Source organism: Tenacibaculum sp. DPLXC6 (genome assembly GCF_056815515.1).
This window is the reverse complement of record NZ_CP141806.1, coordinates 2,117,663-2,137,218: the sequence shown is the minus strand read 5'-3', so window position 1 is coordinate 2,137,218 and position 19,556 is coordinate 2,117,663. Positions and strand designations below refer to the sequence as shown.

At 31.4% G+C, this 19,556-nt stretch carries 14 protein-coding genes; 13 read left to right on the top strand and 1 reads right to left on the bottom strand.

The features are described from left to right. Positions 1–62: 62 nt before the first annotated feature. The gene (locus VCM48_RS09665; RefSeq protein WP_482270372.1) at positions 63–1,226 is read right to left on the bottom strand and encodes an HlyD family secretion protein; all 1,164 of its coding nucleotides are present in this window, start codon (positions 1,224–1,226) and stop codon (positions 63–65) included. Between the two features lie 288 nt (positions 1,227–1,514). Between VCM48_RS09665 and VCM48_RS09660 the strand changes: the two genes are divergently transcribed. The 13 genes from VCM48_RS09660 to VCM48_RS09600 all read left to right on the top strand — a co-directional run bounded on the left by VCM48_RS09660 (position 1,515) and on the right by VCM48_RS09600 (position 19,537). After that, a complete protein-coding gene (locus VCM48_RS09660) occupies positions 1,515–3,728 on the top strand; it encodes a lantibiotic dehydratase family protein (RefSeq protein ID WP_482270371.1) in 2,214 nt (737 codons plus the stop codon). A 2-nt stretch (positions 3,729–3,730) separates the two neighbouring features. After that, on the top strand, positions 3,731–4,552 hold the full coding sequence (locus VCM48_RS09655; protein WP_482270370.1) for a thiopeptide-type bacteriocin biosynthesis protein: 822 nt from the start codon (positions 3,731–3,733) through the stop codon (positions 4,550–4,552). Between the two features lie 101 nt (positions 4,553–4,653). Further along, positions 4,654–6,336 (top strand): helix-turn-helix domain-containing protein, encoded by a 1,683-nt coding sequence (locus tag VCM48_RS09650; RefSeq protein ID WP_482270369.1) that lies wholly within the window; start codon positions 4,654–4,656, stop codon positions 6,334–6,336. Positions 6,337–6,442: 106 nt separating this feature from the next. Next, on the top strand, positions 6,443–6,601 hold the full coding sequence (locus VCM48_RS09645; RefSeq protein WP_482270368.1) for a hypothetical protein: 159 nt from the start codon (positions 6,443–6,445) through the stop codon (positions 6,599–6,601). A gap of 98 nt (positions 6,602–6,699) precedes the next feature. After that, positions 6,700–8,352, top strand: coding sequence for a S8 family serine peptidase (locus VCM48_RS09640; RefSeq protein WP_482270367.1), 1,653 nt, complete (start codon positions 6,700–6,702; stop codon positions 8,350–8,352). Positions 8,353–8,408: 56 nt separating this feature from the next. Further along, the gene (locus VCM48_RS09635; RefSeq protein ID WP_099215003.1) at positions 8,409–9,254 is read left to right on the top strand and encodes an MBL fold metallo-hydrolase; all 846 of its coding nucleotides are present in this window, start codon (positions 8,409–8,411) and stop codon (positions 9,252–9,254) included. A gap of 10 nt (positions 9,255–9,264) precedes the next feature. After that, on the top strand, positions 9,265–10,887 hold the full coding sequence (locus tag VCM48_RS09630) for a S8 family serine peptidase (protein ID WP_482270366.1): 1,623 nt from the start codon (positions 9,265–9,267) through the stop codon (positions 10,885–10,887). Positions 10,888–10,956: 69 nt separating this feature from the next. Next, the gene (locus VCM48_RS09625; RefSeq protein ID WP_482270365.1) at positions 10,957–11,361 is read left to right on the top strand and encodes a hypothetical protein; all 405 of its coding nucleotides are present in this window, start codon (positions 10,957–10,959) and stop codon (positions 11,359–11,361) included. A 1-nt stretch (position 11,362) separates the two neighbouring features. Further along, entirely contained in the window at positions 11,363–13,213 is a 1,851-nt protein-coding gene (locus tag VCM48_RS09620; RefSeq protein ID WP_482270364.1) for a M1 family metallopeptidase, read from the top strand. A gap of 212 nt (positions 13,214–13,425) precedes the next feature. Further along, positions 13,426–15,117, top strand: a complete 1,692-nt coding sequence (locus VCM48_RS09615) for a glutamine--tRNA ligase/YqeY domain fusion protein (RefSeq protein ID WP_482270363.1) — start codon at positions 13,426–13,428, stop codon at positions 15,115–15,117. A gap of 229 nt (positions 15,118–15,346) precedes the next feature. Next, positions 15,347–16,783 carry a PSP1 domain-containing protein gene (locus VCM48_RS09610; RefSeq protein ID WP_274638767.1) on the top strand — a complete coding sequence of 479 codons (1,437 nt, stop codon included), beginning with the start codon at positions 15,347–15,349 and terminating at the stop codon, positions 16,781–16,783. Then, on the top strand, positions 16,773–17,258 hold the full coding sequence (locus VCM48_RS09605) for a gliding motility lipoprotein GldH (RefSeq protein ID WP_274638766.1): 486 nt from the start codon (positions 16,773–16,775) through the stop codon (positions 17,256–17,258). Before VCM48_RS09610 ends, VCM48_RS09605 begins: the two co-directional genes overlap by 11 nt. Continuing rightward, positions 17,258–19,537: a penicillin-binding protein 1A gene (locus VCM48_RS09600; protein WP_482270362.1), complete on the top strand. Its 2,280-nt coding sequence runs from the start codon at positions 17,258–17,260 to the stop codon at positions 19,535–19,537. Before VCM48_RS09605 ends, VCM48_RS09600 begins: the two co-directional genes overlap by 1 nt. The last annotated feature ends 19 nt before the right edge of the window (positions 19,538–19,556 follow it).

Below are 19,556 nucleotides of genomic sequence, written 5' to 3'. Positions count from 1 at the left end.
TCGGCTATGCTCAAGATAAACTAAAGTCGAAACCACCAAAAATTACTCAAACTGACATGTTATTAATTGTTAGCTGATAATTGAGTGCTAGGATTCAACCAATCGTCCATTTTGTCGTAGAGTAAGTCAAATAAAGAACGTTCTGTGAGTTCAAAACGAGCATTTACCAACATCCCTTTTTTTAGCTGTCCTTTAAAGCCATTTTTTAAGGCTAAAAAACGTTGGTTTAAAGAACATGCTACCCTAAACATGGGCGTATCGTTTACCATTTGTATGTCGTTTCCTATTTCTAGTATGTTTCCTGTTGCTAATCCCCACTGGTTATAATTAAAAGCACTTACTTGAAAATTTACCTTGTTTTCCTTTTTTAGCAACCCAATATCACTTGGGTTTATAAAACATTCAACAATCAAATCAGATTTTGGTGATATTTCAGCGAGTTGTGTACCAGAAGGAATAAAACTTCCTTTTTCAATTCCTTTCACATTTAATAAAGTACCCGAAACAGGGGCTTTTATAATTGATAAATTAGTACTCTCTTGTAGTTGAGTATGATTGTTTTCTAGCTCTTTTAATTGATTTTGATAGTCTACCAATTGTGATTGCCAATTGCTAACTTGTTGTTTTTTATATTGATAAATAGCATTCAGCGCCAAATCATATTCCAATTGATTATTATTTAATTCAACTTTAGCAATTACTCCTTTTTTAAATAATTGTTGATTCCGTTTATAATCATCTTTCAATTTTTTAAAGCGAGTACGTAACTCATTTAATTTTTGTTGGTAAAAATTATATTCTTGTTGATATTTTAACGAATGTAATTGAATATCGCGCTTTTTGTTTTTAGATAAAACTTCTAAATCGTCAATAAAAGTTTTAATTTCATGCGTTTGACTCTCAATGTTTTCAATTTTTTGAGTAATAGCTAAATTGTTTACCAGTAATAAGGTATCTCCTTCATGTATTTCTTGATTGTTTTTAAGTTGATGGAAAATAACTTTTCCACTGGTACTGTTTTGTAAAGAAATACGTTCTTTATCTGGACGTATTAGTCCTTGTGAAGTATTGTAAATAGTTACTTTAATAAAAGGTAAAGAGGTTATGGTAACTACTAAAGTTACTAAAAAGACACTATAAATAATTTTACTTTTGTTGGTGTGCTTAAACTGATGCACTTCGGTACTGTTTTCAATAATTTCTTTTGGAAATATTTGTTTGCTCATAACTTTTTTAAAATAAAAACCCCTTTATTTCTGAGAACAAAAAGTAATAATAAAGGGGTGGTTTTTCTTTTTCACGTATAACTTTCCCTGTCTACGAATACACTGCAAACCAACGCAAAATAAATGCAGTAAAAAATCCATATATAGCGGTATTTATAAAAAAATGGACGTTATTTATAAATTTCGAGTTAGAATTTTGTTAGTTTTTGTTTGGCTTTTAGCAATTTAACTGTTTTATGAGCTTGTCTTAATAATAACTACATTTGCAAGGATAAAGACACTAAAAAATTGACTCAAAAGAAGAGAATACCATATAAAATTTATGATTCTTATTGTTTAAGAACCCCGTTATTTTCCTTTTCCGATTATAAAGACTTAATAGAAAGAAAAGAGGTTTTAGAAACAGACTTTAGAAATTTGTTGCAAAACAAAATTTTTGAAGAGGCTTTATTTTTAGCTTCTCCTGAATTAGTAGGACAAATTCAGAAATGGAAAAATCAAGAAGTTTTTGATGAGAAGAAAAAACAAAGGTTAGAGCTAACAATATTAAAATACTTTACAAGAATAGCTACTCGCTGCACTCCTTTTGGTTTATTTGCTTCTTGTTCTCAAGGGAATTTTAGTGATAAAACATCAATTCAATTAGCAGCAGTAGAAGACTACAAAAGAATTACTCGTTTTGATACTACTTTTTTAGCAGAATTATTTTTAAAATTAATCAAGGAAGATGAAATTAGAAAACAATTACTGTTTTTTCCGAACACAAGTTTGTATAAAGTAGGGGAACATTACAGATATGTTGAGTATATAATACAAAACAAAAAAAGAGAGTATTCAATTGAAGGAATTAAGTTTTCTACATATTTAGAAGAGGTGCTCAAAGCTGCAAAAGAAGGACAAACAATTACAGCGTTAGCAAAAGTACTTGTTAGCGATGATATTGAGCTGTTAGAAGCAAAAGACTTTATTGAAACGTTAATTGAGCATCAAATTTTGGTGTCTGAACTTGAACTTACTGTTACAGGAAGCGATTACTTTTCTAATTTAATAAAAAGGGTTTTTGAGATTTCTGAGGATAAAGTAATCAAAAACAACCTTGAAGAGTTGTCAAAGTATTTAGAAAAAGTTGATGAATCTTTTGAAAATCCAATTGCTAGATATAAAGAAATTGAGAAGCTAACCAAGAAACTAGTTTCAAAAAATGATGCTAAATATTTATTTCAAACAGATACTTTTTCAAGTACAATTGAAAACAAATTAGATAGAAAGCTTAAAAATAATTTATACAAAGCGTTAAGAATTTTTAATAAAATGACGTTGCGTTCGGCAAATGGAAGGCTAGAAGACTTTAAAAGAGCTTATACAAAACGTTACGAAGGTGAATGGTTACCGTTAAGTTTAGTGTTAGATGTTGAAACAGGTATTGGTTATGGAAAAAAAGAAGAAAACAACACTCCTTTTTTAGACAAAATGGTAAACATCCCAAAAAAGAAAAGATATGAACATATAGTTTGGACAGATGTAGATATTATTTTACAAGAGAAGTTATTTGATGTATTGACTGAAAGAAGCATAGCAATTAGATTAACGGATCAAGATTTTGAAAGAATAGAAGAAAGGTGGGACGATTTGCCCGATACGTTTTCGTCGATTATAGAAGTGTTTAAGAGTTCAAGTGAAGAAAAACTTTATATAAAAGGAACTGGAGGTAGCAGTGCTATAAACTTATTAGGTAGGTTTGGTCATGGTAGCAAGGAGTTGTCAAAACACATAAATAATATAGCTGAAACTGAAAAAAATCTAGAAAAGGATAAAATTATAGCTGAAATAGTACACTTGCCAGAAGCTAGAACAGGAAATATCTTACAACGTCCCAACTTTAGAGATTATGAAATTCCCTATTTGGGAAAACCCAGTGTAGCTGAAGAAAGACAAATTCCCCTAAGTGATATTTTAGTTACAGTAAAAGGCGATGAGATTAAACTTTTTTCAAAAAAGCTAAATAAAGAAATAATTCCAAGATTAGGGAATGCACATAATTACAGTAATAGTACATTGCCTATTTACCATTTTTTGTGCGAATTACAAACTCAAAATAAAAGAGCTAGCATAGGGTTTAGTTGGAATGCAACTTTTTTGAACCTGCCTTTTTTACCAAGAGTAGTATATAAAGATATTATTTTTTCTAAAGCTAGATGGAACCTTCAAACCGATAAGTTAGATAAAATATTAAAAAGTAATGACTTCTTTAAACAAATGGTTGATTGGAAAAAGGAGTTGCAATTACCTAATTATGTAGAGTTGGTTGAAGGAGATAATAGACTACTTATTTATTTAGAAAATAAAACTTCGTTTCAAATGCTGTATAATGCAGTTAAAAGAAAAAAGAATTTTGTTTTAGAAGAGTTTTTATTTACTGATGATGAGCTTGTAAAAAGAGAAAGTATGTCTTTTTGTAATCAATTTGTAGTGTCTTTTTATAACAATAAAACTGGTCGTTGAAAATGAAAGTTGCAATAAAAAGAAATTTTTTTCCAGGAGAAAAGTGGGTGTACTACAAAGTGTATTGTGGAAAAGAAGTAGCAGACAATGTGTTGTTACAATGTGTAAAACCTTTAGTGACACTTCTTTTTGAAAAAAAGCTTATAAATAAGTGGTTTTTCATTCGTTATGCCGATCCTGAAAACCATTTACGAATTCGTTTTCATTTAAATGAAACCAAAAATATTGGGAGTGTTATTTTAGAATTCCAAAAACACATAGCGTCTTTTATTGAAACCAAACAAGTTTGGGATGTTCAATTAGGAACCTATAAAAGAGAATTGGAACGCTATGGGAAAAACACGATTGCCGATGCAGAAACTTTTTTTTACAGAGATAGCGAAACAGTTTTAGACCTTATTGAACAAATGATTGATGATAAAGAAAGGATTATTTACACACTTAAATACCTAGAGCAAATTATAAGCACCTTCAATTTTTCAAAAAATGAAGAATTGTTGTTTTTAGAACGGTATAAAAATCAATTTCAAAGAGAGTTTAATGTTGATAAGAGGATGAAAAAGGAGATGAATTTGATGTATAGCGAGGTAAGTGAAACACCTTTAAACATAGAACCAGTTGTATTAAGTGCTCCACAAAAAAAACTAATAAAAGATTTCATAAACAAAGCAGTAGAGAAAAAGTTATTGGTTTCTTTAGAAAGTTTAGTAGGAAGCTTGATTCATATGTCTGTAAATAGAATATTTAAAAGTAAGCAACGAATGTATGAAATGGTAGTATATGATTTTTTGTATAAGAAATGTAAAAGAAAATTAGTTGAGTAATGAAACCGACATGTTTAAAATCATCATTAAACACACAGCGGAATAATTATTTTAAACATCAAAGATTACGCATGACCTTTGAAAAACAATAAAATAAACACATGAGAAATAATAAAATAAATACATATAAAAAACAGATTACACTATTCTTTTTCTTGTTTTTATTCATAAGTTCTTTTGGGCAAAGTAAAGTTGATACGCTTTCAAGTAAAACCATGGAAGAGTTGTTTTCTTATTATGAAAGAACCGAAAATAAAGAGGATAAAATACGTTATATAAAGGCATTTTTGAGTGTTGCTAAGAGAGAAAAAAACAGAAAAAGAATCGCTGCAGGTTATTATGTGTTATCTGGTTTGTATGATGATGAAAAGGTGTTGAAGTATAGTGATAGTGTTATTAATTTAATGTCCAAAAAAAGTATAAAATACTACCCTTCTTGGTCTTATTTAACCAAAGCATATTATTATCAAGATAATTACCAATATGATGATGCTATAGATAATTATTTGCTGACAATTAAATATGCAAAAAAACATAATAACGAACCATTAATAATAAGTACTAAATATAGTATAGGAGGACTTAAAAGAAAACTGAAAATGTATGATGAAGCTGCTACTCTAGTTAAGGAAAATTTAGAGTATGCTAAAAAGAACAACTTAAAAAAAGGAAGTTTAATATCTACTATTGAGTTGGCAAATCTTTATACAGAATCAAAACAGGTAGATTCAGCTCAATACTATATTAAATCAGGAAAAAAACTATCATTGAAATTAAAAGATACTTTAATGTATCATCATCTAAACATGAATCAAGGTATAGTTGAGTGTCATAAAAAGAATTATAGTTTAGCTTTAAATTTGCTTGAAAAAGAAAGATCTTTTTTTGAAAATAAAAATTTAGACAATTATTTAATATATATCTATTTCTACCTTGGTAAATCTTTTGAAGGAATTAAGGACGAGAAGGAGAAAACTGAGGCATTTAAAAAGGTTGATTCTTTATTTCAGATTGAAAAACCAATTTTTCCATTTATAAGAGAGGCCTATGAGAGTTTAATAAACAAATATAAAAAGGAGAATGATTTAAAAAACCAACTCTTATACATTAATAAACTTATTAAATATGATAGTGTTATCAATCATAATGAAAGGTATTTGAATAGAAAAATTTACAGAGAATACGATATTCCAAAATTAAAATCCGAAAAAGAAAATGTGATAAAACAGATGAAGAAAAACAACGCTTTTTTTCATTCTATTATTATAGTTATTTCTCTAGTAGTAGTTTTGTTATTGGTTCTCTTTATTTATCAATATCACAAGAAGAGAGTTTATAAGCAAAGGTTCGAGGAGTTAATTAATTCTAAGGAAAAGAGAACTGTAAAAATTGTAAAAACTAAAAAAGAAAACATTAATGTACCAAAACAAATTAGAGAGATTATTTTAGAAGGACTAGGTGAGTTTGAAAAAGAGCAAAAATTTATTATTAATAACATTACATTAAGTTCCCTAGCAAAAGATTTAAATACCAATACTCAATACCTTTCAAAGGTGGTTAATTATTATAAAGATAAATCTTTTTCAGCATATTTAAGTGATTTAAGAATCTCCTATATTGTAGAGAGGTTAAAAAAAGATGTTGTTTTAAGAAAGTATACAGTAAAAGCTATAGCTAAAGAGGCAGGTTTTAATAATGCAGAATCATTTTCAAAAGCATTTTATAATTTAAATGGTATAAAACCATCTTATTTTTTAAAGGAGCTTGAAAAAAAAAGATATTAATTAGTCTATTTTTATAAATATTGGTTAATTTATATCCTTGGTTTGATGGTTAAAAGATGATAACTGTGTTTTTTTGTGTTTAGTTTATTATATAAATTAAGATAAAATGAAGAAAACAAAATTAACATTAGAAAAATTTAGAGTTTCCAGATTAACTAACTTATCAGTTATTAAAGGAGGAGGAAGAACAGATGGAACAATTTTAGTAACTAACGACAGACCCAGATGTAACGACTTTTCAGATAATCCAGTAAAAGGAAATTAAATTTTTATTTTTGAGGTGTATTAAGAAGACTATTTACTTCTAAAATAATAATAAGGTAAAACATTAATGTTTTACCTTATTTATAAGTCTACCAAATTATGAGGATATTAAAATACATATTATTAGTTTTTGTTTTTTTTGGGTGTGTCTCTAGCAAATTTGAGCTAATAAAGAGTGGAGAAAGATTATATTCTAAAAAGAGAGATAAATTAAATAACAGAGAACAATTAAAAAACTGGCACATCAAGGATGTAGAATTAGACACTTTATCTGGCATAAGTTTAAATAGAGCATATGATAGTTTGTTGTTAGGTAAGAAAGGAAGAGAAGTTGTTGTTGCTGTGATTGACATGGCCGTTGACGTGAATCATAAAGGAATTAAAAAGTTTTTATGGAGAAATAAAAAAGAAACAGCTAACAATAATATTGATGATGATAAAAATGGATACGTAGATGATATTAATGGATGGAATTTTTTATCTAATAATCAGGGAGGAAATAATGAATTTGTAAATTATGAATACACACGTTTGATAAGAAAATTTGAACCATATTTTGAAGGCAAAGACTCAATTCGATTATCTATAAAAGACTCTTTAAATTATATTGTTTACCAAAGAGCAGAAAAAAAATATAATCAAAGACAGAAGTATGCAAAAGAGGAGGTTGATTATATTAATATGGTTATTAAAGGTAAAACACAAGCAGAGGACGAACTGAGGAAGTATTTTAAAGATAAAGAATATACTATTAAAGATTTAGATAGTGTAAAAAAACGATACCCTGATAATAAAGTTTTACAAAAGATGGCAAATAGGAAGTCTAACTTTATTAAATGGGGGTATACTGATGAATATGTTGCGGATTATAAATTGAAGACAGAGGAAAGGTTAAAGAAACTATTAAATTTAAACCATAATGATAGAAGTGTTCAGGGAGATAACCCAGAGGACTTGAAAGATATTAAATATGGAAGTCCTTTGTTTAGCAATGTAAACACGAAGCTACTTGATCATGGAACTAAAATGGCAGGGGTTATTGTTAATGTGGGGCAAAAAGAAGAAATTAAAATAATGCCTTTAGCAATATCGGCTTATGGAGATGAACATGATAAAGATATAGCTCTAGCTATCCGTTACGCTGTTGATAATGGTGCTAATGTTGTTAATATGAGTTTTGCAAAAGAGTTTTCGTTGCATCCAGAATGGGTATTAGAAGCTATTAAATATGCAGAACAAAAGAATGTATTGATAGTAAATGGAGCAGCGAATGATGGAGAAAACATAGATGGTAAAGAGAATGCCTGGTTTCCTAATGATCATGGGTATTTTGACTATACTGAAGTTTCTGATAATTTTTTAAAAGTAGGATCCTCAGGACTATATTTAGATGAGAAATTAAAATCCTCATATAGTAATTACGGAAAAAGGGAAGTGGATCTTTTTGCTCCTGGTGAGTATATATATACTACTACTCCAAATAACGAATTTGATTTTATACAAGGAACCTCAGCTTCAACTGCAATCACATCAGGTGTAGCGGCATTAATCTATTCGTATTATCCGAGCTTAACAGCCTCTCAAATAAAGCATATTTTAATGGATTCTGGTTTAGAATATACTTTTGAAGTGGGTACGCCAACAAAAGAAGATAAAAATAAAACAACACCTTTTAACCAATTATCAAAATCAGGGAAGGTTTTAAATGCGTACAATGCTTTAATTATGGCAGATAGCATTTCTGGAAACTAGGCACTTTTTGTTTTCCTTAACAAATTAATTCGCTAAAATTCTGCATCTTTGTAGTTATGCGAATTTATCCGATAGAAACAGGGAATTTTAAGTTAGATGGAGGCGCTATGTTTGGCGTAGTTCCGAAAACGATTTGGCAAAAGACAAATCCAGCCGATGAAAACAACATGATCTCAATGGGCATGCGCTGTATGCTAATTGAAGATGGTGATCGTTTAACACTGATTGATACAGGTATTGGTAATAAGCAATCCGATAAATTTTTTGGATACTACTATCTATATGGAGACTTTTCATTAGACACTTCTTTAGCAAAATATGGTTTCCATAGAGATGATATTACCGATGTGTTTTTAACACACCTACATTTCGACCATTGTGGAGGAGCAATCCAATGGAATAAAGACAGAACAGGGTACGAACCAGCTTTTAAAAATGCACGTTTTTGGAGTAACCAACGTCATTGGGACTGGGCAGTACACCCAAATGCGAGAGAAAAAGCATCTTTTTTGAAAGAAAACATCTTACCCATTGAAGAAAGTGGACAATTAAACTTTTTACATCTAAATGCAAAAGATTATGTTGGGTTTGATGTACTGTTTAAAGATGGACATACCGAAAAACAAATGCTACCGAAAATAGAATATCAAGGAAAAACATTGGTGTTTATGGCAGATTTATTGCCTACAGCAGGACATGTTCCTTTACCGTATGTAATGGGGTATGATACCCGACCTTTATTAACTTTAAAAGAAAAAGAAGCTTTTTTAAACGAAGCAGCCGATAAAGAATTTTACCTGTTTTTAGAACACGATGCATACAACGAAGTAATAACAGTAAAGCATACAGAAAAAGGAGTTCGTTTAAAGGAAACATTTAAGTTTACAGATATTTTTAATTAAGATAGAGATTATGAGAGTTTTAAAGCCCGTATTTTATTCGGCAATTGCAGTGGTTACCTTAGCTAGCTGTAAGACAATAAGCAAAATCCCTGTGCCAGCAGGTAGTAATACCGTAGTGAATATTCCAGCAAAAAAAGCTGAATTGACAGACTATGAGAAAGAAAACTGGCAACATTTAGACTTGGCTACAGATACAATTCCAGGAATGAGTGTAAATAAAGCGTATGAGTTCTTAAAAGGAAAAAAAAGCGTCCAAGTGGTAGTAGGAATTGTTGATTCGGGTACTGATTTAAAACATGAAGACTTAGTTGATGTAGCTTGGGTAAATACTAAAGAAATAGCTGGAGACGGAATTGATAATGATAAAAATGGTTATGTTGATGATATCAACGGGTGGAATTTCTTAGGAGATGCTTACAAAGAGCATTTAGAGTATGAGCGTATTTTGATGAGGCCTTCTATAGCAGATGCGAAAACCCTAGCAGAAGCAAAAGCGTATCAAGCAGAAAAAATTAAGGAGGCAAAATCTAATGAACAACGTTATAGTCAGATCTTAGCAGCAGTTAGTAAGTCAGATGAAGAGTTAACGAAATATTTTAATAAACCTGATTACACTATTGAAGAAATTGAAGCAATTAATACTTCTAACTCTAATTTACTTTTAGCTATAGAAACAGCTAAAAGAATGAATGGTTTTGGACTATCTTTATCGAAAGCTAAAAAAGAGATAACAAGTTTACTAGATAAAGCTAAGAAAACAATAAAAGGAGATAACTTAAAAATAGATTACCGTACAGTAGTTGGAGACGATGCTTATGATATTAATGACAAACCAGGTTACGGAAACGGTAATACAGGTCATACTGTGAAAGATGAAGCACACGGTTCTCATGTATCAGGAATTGTAGGTGCTACTCGTAATAACGGAAAAGGTATGAATGGGGTTGCTGCTAATGTTAAAATTATGGCAGTACGTTCAGTTTCTGATGGAGATGAGTACGATAAAGATGTTGCTTTAGGTATTCGTTATGCAGTAGATAATGGAGCAAAAGTAATAAATGGTAGTTTTGGTAAAGGTTTTTCTCCTAATAAAGAATGGGTTTATGACGCGATTAAGTATGCAGCATCAAAAGATGTTTTAGTTGTTATTGCAGCAGGAAATAGTGGTAAAAACATTGATGTAGAAAAAACCTTCCCTAATGATACTCCAGATTTAGAGAATGAAATTACAGACAACGTATTAACAATCGGAGCAATGAGTGCAAAGTATACTGAAGAATTACCAGCAACTTTTTCTAATTATGGTAAAAAGAATGTTGATGTATTTGCACCAGGGGTGAAAATTTATTCTACATTCCCAGATAATACATATGAATCGATTAGTGGAACTTCTATGGCGTCTCCAGCAGCAGCAGGAGTTGCAGCATTAGTGCGTTCTTACTACCCTGAGTTAACGGCAAGTCAAGTAAAGCATATTTTAATGAACTCTGGAACTAAGATAGATTTAGAGGTTGTTAAACCAGGAACCAGAGATGAGATGGTACCTTTCTCAGAATTATCAGTATCAGGACGTGTTGTAAATGCATACAATGCAGTTAGAATGGCTGATAGAATGGTAAACGGAAGAAAGTAATATAATATTTAGATAGATTAAAAAAAGAGCATTGTTATTTGATGCTCTTTTTTTGTTATAACAAGTATCATGCAGCTAGAATTTAACAAAAAAACACAGGAATTAACAATTAAAGATGAAGTACCAATGCATTCATGGTTAATAATCTCTTTGATGTTAATTAATGGAATTAATATGGGAGTTCAGTTGTATTTAATGAGTTACAAAAACAATGAAACTCTTTTTGTTTTTATGTTTTTACTTGCAGTAGTTTCAGTAGTAGTAATATTTTATTACATGGTAAAAAGATCATGGAAATCTAAATATCATCTTAATGAAATTGAAGGAATAGAAACAAGAAAAGTTTATGGGAAAGAACGAATTTTTCTAAAATTACATAACGGAAAAAGACGTAGTTTTCCAGTGTTAAAAAATGAAAAAGAACTAAGTGATTTTAAGAAAACACTAATCTCAATGGGAATTAAACTAGTTTAATATGAAGAAAATAATCTTAAACCTTTTATTGTTACCGGTTATTTCTTGTGCTACAGTAAATAGTACAACTAACAAAACCATAACAAAAACAAAAGTACACAAACAGTCTAACAGAGGGTATTGGCAACAACATGTTGATTATACTATGGATATTGATATGAATGTTAAAACATATCAATACAAAGGAACACAAAAATTAGTGTACACAAACAATTCACCTGATGTATTAAATAAAGTATTTTATCACTTATACTTTAATGCATTTCAACCAAACTCTCAAATGGATGTTCGTTCAAGAAACATTAAAGATCCAGACAGAAGAGTAGGAGATCGCATTAGTAAGCTATCACCGTCAGAAATAGGGTACATTAAAGTTAATTCATTAAAACAAGATGGGTCGATAGTAAAACACGAGACTGTTGGAACGATTTTAGAAGTAACGTTAAATAAATCAATTCAACCAGGAGAAAGTGTAACGTTTGATATGATTTTTGATGCACAAGTACCAAAACAAATCCGTCGTTCTGGGCGTAATAGTGCAGAAGGAGTTGCTTTGTCAATGACACAATGGTATCCTAAAATGGCAGAATACGATTTTGAAGGTTGGCATACACCACCATACTTAGGAAGAGAATTCCACGGAGTTTGGGGTAATTTTGATGTAACACTTCATATTGATAAAAACTATGTAGTTGGAGGAACTGGATATGTGCAGAACCCGCAAGAAGTAGGTCATGGTTATGAAGACAAAACGAAACCATTAAACGCACCTTCAGGAGATAAATTAACTTGGAAGTTTACAGCACCAAATGTGCATGATTTTACTTGGGGAGCTGATCCAGAGTTTATTCACGATACGTATAAAATGGATAACGGAATCGACTTACATTTCCTATACAAGAAAACATTAGATGCGGATTATTTAGAGAACTGGAAAAAACTACAACCTAAAACAGCTGAGTTAATGAACTACTTCAGTAAGCATATAGGTCAGTATCCATATAAGCAATACTCAGTTATTCAAGGAGGAGATGGAGGTATGGAGTATGCAATGTGTACATTAATTACAGGACAACGTAAATGGGGGAGCTTATTTGGTGTAACAGCACACGAATTAGCACATACTTGGTTCCAATTCTTATTAGCAACGAACGAAAGCAAGCACCCTTGGATGGATGAAGGGTTTACAACCTATATTTCAAACAAAGCAGAAAATGAAATCTTAGGAGAAGGAAAAGAAAACCCGCATGCTGGTTCTTACAGAGGATACAATTATGTGGTAGGTAATAATATTGAAGAGCCTTTAACAACGCATGCTGATAGGTACCATACAAATACAGCGTATGGAGTTGCGAGTTATTCTAAAGGAAACATTTTCTTATCTCAGTTGGAATATGTTATTGGAAAAGAAAATGTAGCAAAAACGTTGAAGAAGTATTTTGAAGATTTTTCTTTTAAACATCCAACCCCAAATGATATCAAACGTACTGCTGAAAAAGTTTCAGGACTTCAGTTAGATTGGTATTTAAATGAATGGACGCAAACAACACATACTATTGATTACGGAATTAAAGCAGTAAACGGAAAAGAAATTACCTTAGAACGTATTGGTCAAATGCCAATGCCTATTGATGTTGAGGTTACGTATACGGATGGTTCAAAAGAATCATTTAATATTCCGTTACGTATGATGCGTGGAGAAAAACCAACTAATGCTACAGTTATTACCGATTGGACTTTTGCACATCCAACCTATACTTTTACAACTAAAAAGGGTGTAAAGTCGGTTGAAATTGATCCATCTAAATTAATGGCAGATGTAAATCAAGCAAACAATTCGTACAGTAAGTAAAACTTAGTGATAATAAATACTAAAAACGGAAAATCTATATAGGTTTTCCGTTTTTTATTATAAAAAATCTAATCCATAATTTTCTTTGTGTAATTATCTCATAGATTCTATGTAATTTTGTTGCTTAAACCTTTTAAGTAGCTCTTAATTAATTATGTTTTAAAAGAGAATTACATAAGGTTATAAATAGAACACGTACATAATTTATAAAGATGTCAGAAGAAAAGAAATCATTGAATTTTTTAGAGCAAATTGTTGAAGAAGATTTGGCAAATGGAATGCCAAAAGAAAATTTGCGTTTTCGTTTTCCACCAGAACCAAACGGATATTTACATATAGGACATACAAAAGCTATAGGTATTAGTTTTGGTTTAGGAGAAAAATACAATGCTCCAGTAAATCTTCGTTTTGATGATACAAACCCAGCAAAAGAAGAGCAAGAATATGTAGATGCTATTAAGCGTGATGTAGCTTGGTTAGGATATCAATGGGAAAAAGAATGTTATTCTTCTGATTATTTCCAACAACTATATGATTGGGCAGTCCAATTGATTAAAGACGGAAAAGCATATGTAGATAATCAATCTTCCGAAGCTATGGCTGAGCAAAAAGGAACGCCAACGCAACCAGGAGTCGCAGGTCCGAATAGAGACAAAAGTGTTGAAGAAAACTTAGATTTATTTACACGTATGAAAAATGGTGAGTTTGAAGAAGGATCTCATGTGTTACGTGCTAAAATAGATATGGCTTCACCAAATATGTTAATGCGTGATCCTATCATGTACCGTATTTTAAAGAAAGAACACCACCGTACAGGAAGCAATTGGGTAATTTATCCAATGTACGACTGGACTCATGGTGAAAGTGATTATATAGAACAAATATCTCACTCATTATGTTCATTAGAGTTTAAACCTCACCGTGAACTGTATAATTGGTTTAGAGATAATGTGTATGAGTACAGTCAGTCAGAATACCCATTACCACCAAAACAACGAGAGTTTTCACGTTTAAACTTAAGCTATACAGTAATGAGTAAGCGTAAGTTGATGAAATTGGTGGAAGAAGGAATTGTTTCAGGATGGGATGATCCACGTATGCCTACTATTTCAGGGTTACGTCGTCGTGGTTATACACCTGCTTCTATCCGTAGTTTTGTGGAAACAGTAGGGGTTTCTAAACGTGAAAATGTGATTGATGTGGCGTTGTTAGAGTTTAAAATCCGTGAAGATTTAAATAAAACAGCAAATCGTGTAATGGCGGTTTTAGATCCAGTAAAAGTGGTAATTGATAATTACCCTGAAGATCAAGAAGAGATTTTAATTGCTGAAAACAACCCAGAAGATGAAAACTCAGGAACAAGAGAAGTTCCATTTTCAAGAGAAATTTATATAGAGCGTGAAGACTTTAGAGAAGAAGCAAACAAAAAATTCTTCCGTTTAAAATTAGGAAAAGAAGTTCGTTTAAAGAATGCTTATTTTATCACAGCTAATAGTGTAGAAAAAGACGAAAACGGAAACATTACTGTAATTCACTGTACGTACGATCCATTAACAAAATCAGGAAGCGGTACAGAAGAAAGTAAACGTAAGGTAAAAGGGACATTGCATTGGGTGTCGGTAAAACATGCTGTAAAAGCTGAGGTAAGAGCGTATGACAGACTGTTTTCAGATGAGGCACCAGACAGTCATAAAGACAAAGACTTCATGGAATTCTTAAACCCTAGTTCTTTAGAAAAAATTACAGCTTATGTTGAACCAAGCTTACAAACAGCACAAATTGGAGACCGTTTTCAGTTTCAACGTTTAGGATACTTTAATGTAGATGACGATTCGACATCTGAAAGTTTAGTATTCAATAAAATTGTTGGGTTACGAGATAACTGGGCAAAAAAGAACAAATAGTACCTAAAGACATAAAAACAAATAAAAAATGCTGCTTTTTAACTTAAAAGCAGCATTTTTTTTAACAAAAAAATCAATTTTCACTTTTCATTAGAATATGTATCTTTACAGATTAAGTATAGTTGTTATAAAGTAAATTTTATGCAGCTGAAAATCAAATAATAAAAATGTTTTTTGATACTGTAAATATCACAGGTTTAAAAAATATTTCAAAAAAATATACTATCGTATGAGTTGTAGCAGTTGCTCAACTAACAAAAGCGGTGTGCCAAATGGCTGTAAGAGTAACGGAAATTGTGCAACAGGCACATGTGGAAGTGGAAATAAACTCGCTGTTTTTGATTGGTTATCAAATATGACTTTACCTTCAGGTGAAGCACCATTTAATATTTTTGAAGTCCGTTTTAAAAATGGACGAAAACACTTTTATAAAAATCCTGAAAACTTAACTCTTTCAATGGGAGATGTGGTTGCGGTTGAAGGATCTTCAGGGCACGATGTTGGTATTGTTTCTTTAGCAGGAGAGCTTGTAAGAGTTCAAATGAAAAAAAGAAAAATTACTGCAGATAGTGATGAAGTAAAGAAAGTTTACAGAAAAGCCTCTCAAAAAGACATTGATGTTTGGCAAGAAGCCAGAGGAAGAGAGCTAGAAACACAACGAAAGGGAAGAGAAATTATTAGCCGTTTAGGGTTGAAAATGAAACTTTCTGATGTTGAATATCAAGGAGACGGAACTAAAGCTACTTTTTACTATACAGCAGATGAACGTGTAGACTTTCGTCAGTTAATTCGCGATCTAGCAAGTGCTTTCTCTATTCGTGTAGAAATGCGTCAAGTAGGAATGCGTCAAGAAGCTGCTCGTTTAGGAGGAATAGGTTCTTGTGGTAGAGAACTATGTTGTTCTACTTGGTTAACTGATTTTAGAAAGGTAAATACCGCAGCAGCTCGTTATCAACAGTTATCACTAAACCCACTAAAATTAGCAGGACAATGTGGTAAGCTAAAGTGTTGTTTAAACTACGAATTAGATACGTATTTAGATGCACTACAAAGCTTCCCTAAACAAGATAAAGTACTAAAAACAGAAAAAGGAGATGCTGTTTTCGTTAAAATGGACATCTTCAAAAAGTTACTTTGGTATACCTACAAAGAAGAAAGCTTTAAGTGGTATAAACTATCGTTAGACCAAGTTCAAGAAATTATAGAATTAAACAAAAATAATGAACTTGCGTTACCGTTAGAAGAATATGAATTAGAGATAACCGAAGAAGTTTCAGTTGACTTTGAAAATGTTGTTGGCCAAGATAGTTTAACGCGTTTTGATACGCCTAAAAAAGGACGTAAAAATACTAGACGCAGAAAAAGAAAGCCAACAGGTAAAAAGGAAGAAAATAAACAACCTCCTGCAAATAAAAGACAAAGGAAAAAGCCACAAGGAAAACCAACCAAAACTGAAGGAGGGCAAAAAACGGAAAAAAAGAGAGTTGATAATAGGAAACCAAGACCTAAAAACAACCCAAAGACTAGAAAGCCTAAACCAGAAAATAAAACAACTGATAAAGCACAAGGGCAACAAAAGAAACCAAGACCCCCTAGAAAAAAAAATAACAATCAACGTAAAAAAAACAATAGCGATAATAAAAATAACACCAATAATGAAAAGTAAAATTGGCATCTTTTTTTTAGTAGCTATGCTATTAGCTTCATGTGACTCAAATAGTGAATTTGATAACTATGTTACACTTCCAAAAAGTGCATGGAATAAAAAAAACACAATACAATTTACATTTCCAATTAACGATTCCATTGGTAAGAAAAACCTTTTTATAAACCTTAGAAATAATAAGGATTATGCGTACAGTAATCTTTTTTTAATTACACAAATGGATTTTCCTGATGGACAAATAATCATAGATACTCTGGAATATGATATGGCTGATGTTACAGGAAAGTTTTTAGGGCAGGGTTTTACTGATATTAAAGAAAACAAACTTTTTTATAAAGAAAACATAACGTTTCCCCGCAAAGGAGAATATACCTTTAAAGTTCGACAAGCTATGCGAAAAAATGGAGAAATAGAAGGGATTGAAGAACTAGAAGGAATAACTCATGTAGGGTTTAGAATTGAAAAAATAAAGTAATGACAGAGAAAAAAACAACAAATTTTAGCAAGTACATTAAATGGTTTTGGGGAATCATTTTAGGAGGTTTTTTATTTATTAGCCTGCTATTTTTACTAGCTTCTTGGGGAGTGTTTGGGGTATTGCCAACTTTTGAAGAGTTAGAAAACCCAGAAAATAATTTAGCTACAGAAATTATTTCATCAGACGGTAAAACTTTAGGAAAATACGCTGTTGAAAATAGAACACCAATAAAATATAAAGATATTCCAGAAAGCATGGTTAAAGCGTTAGTTGCAACAGAAGATGAGCGCTTTTATGAACACTCAGGAATAGACTTTAGAGGAACAGCAAGAGCTGTTTTAAAACCAGGAAGTGGAGGTGCGAGTACAATAACCCAACAGCTAGCAAAAATGCTGTTCACAGGAAAAGCTTCTCGAAACATTTTTAAAAGAGTACTTCAAAAAGTAAAAGAATGGGTAGTAGCTGTAAAGCTAGAACGCCAATATACCAAAGAAGAAATCATAACCATGTATTTAAATAAATACGATTTCTTAAATCAAGCGGTAGGAGTACGTTCGGCAGCTAGAATTTATTTTGGAAAGGAACCAAAAGAGCTAGATGTAGAAGAATCTGCAATGCTAGTAGGAATGCTTAAAAACTCTTCTCTTTTTAACCCGTTAAGAAGGAAAGAGATGGTAAAACAACGAAGAAATGTTGTTTTAAAACAAATGACTAGAAACGAGTTTATTACTCAGCAACAAAAGGACTCATTACAAAAACTAGGTTTAGGACTTAATATAAATAGAGAAGGGCATAGTGATGGTTTAGCAACATACTTTAGAGAGCATTTGAGAAGTATTTTAAAAGAGTGGGTAAAAGAACATCCAAAGCCAAACGGAGAAGAGTATAATATCTATAGAGACGGATTAAAAATTTATACAACAATAGATTCTCGTATGCAAAAGTATGCTGAAGAAGCAGTATATGAGCACATAGCAAACCTTCAAACATATTTTGATAAGGAACAAAAAAGAAATAAAAATGCTCCTTTCTATGATATAAACAAAAAGGAAATAGAGAAAATTATAAGAAGAGCAAAACAAAATTCAGATCGTTATAAGCGAATGAAAGCAGCAGGGAAATCTGAAAAAGAGATAGATAAGGTCTTTAATACAGCTACCGATATGCGTATTTTTACATGGAAAGGTGAACGTGATACGGTAATGACCCCTTATGACTCAATACGTCATTATAAATATTTCTTACGTTCAGGTTTGGTATCTATTGAGCCTCAAACAGGTCATATTAAAGCTTGGGTAGGAGGAATAAACCATAGATATTTTAAATATGATGCAGTAGAACAACAAAAGCGTCAAGTAGGTTCTACATTTAAACCTTTCGTATACGCTACGGCAATTAACCAGTTAAAAATGTCACCTTGTGATAAATTGCCAAATACTCCTTACACTATTCCTAAGGAAAAATACGGAATGCCAGAAGATTGGACACCTAAAAATGCAGGAGGAAAATATGGAGGTGAATTAACGTTAAAAGAAGCTTTAGCAAAATCAATAAATGTAATTACAGCACAATTAATTGATAAAGTCTCACCTATAAATGTAGTTAGACTTGCAGAATCTTCAGGAATAACATCTAAATTAGAGGCAAATCCGTCTATCGCATTAGGAGCAATTGACTTATCTTTATTAGAAATGGTAAGTGCATATTCAACCTTTGCCAATAAAGGGTTACGTGTAAGTCCGCTAATGATTACACGAATAGAAGATAAAAACGGTACTGTTTTAGAAGAGTTTGTGCCAGAAACTAAAGAGGTATTAAGTGAAGAATCTGCTTATGTAATTTTAGATTTAATGCAAGGGGTGACAAGATTAGGTTCAGGAGCACGTTTACGATCAACTTGGACATCAGGAGGAGATGCAGTAACAGGTTTTCCTTATAAATTTACTAACCCTATTGCAGGTAAAACAGGTACAACACAAAATCAATCTGACGGTTGGTTCATGGGGATTGTTCCTAATTTAGCAACGGGTGTTTGGACAGGAGGAGAAGACAGGGCTACACACTTTGCAGGACTAAGATATGGACAAGGTGCGACTATGTCATTACCAACATGGGCTATTTTTATGAGAAAGTGTTATGAAGATAAAACATTAGATATTAGTCAAGAAAGTTTTGAAAAACCTAAAGATATAAGTATAAATTTAGACTGTTCAAAAGTAGAAGAACCAAAAGAAGGAGAGGAAGAAGAAACAGCGCCAGACGATACAGATTTTTAGTATATTATAAGATGTTTAA